Here is a 206-nt window from a genome sequence, read left to right on the forward strand (position 1 = left end):
GATAAATAAGGTGTTGATTAAATGCTTAAGCACAATATTATGTTTAAGTTTATGCTTATTTTTATTCCGTCCATTTTGGCCGTGTATGTCGGGATGTTTTTATTCTTGCAAAAATATATGTATGATAAATCAATCGGCTCTGTTAGAAAGTTAAGTATAGAAGCCCAGACGTATACGATGAATAATATAGAAAAAGAAGGGAAAAT

At 30.1% G+C, this 206-nt stretch carries 1 protein-coding gene; it reads left to right on the forward strand.

The window, feature by feature from the left end; all coding sequences use genetic code 11:
* Nucleotides 1-21 precede the first annotated feature (21 nt).
* A partial coding sequence (locus NE623_RS14715) for a hypothetical protein (RefSeq protein ID WP_256276185.1) occupies nt 22-206 on the forward strand: 185 nt, incomplete at its 3' end.

This window comes from Gemmiger formicilis, from assembly GCF_024462815.1.
Lineage (GTDB): Bacteria > Bacillota > Clostridia > Oscillospirales > Ruminococcaceae > Gemmiger.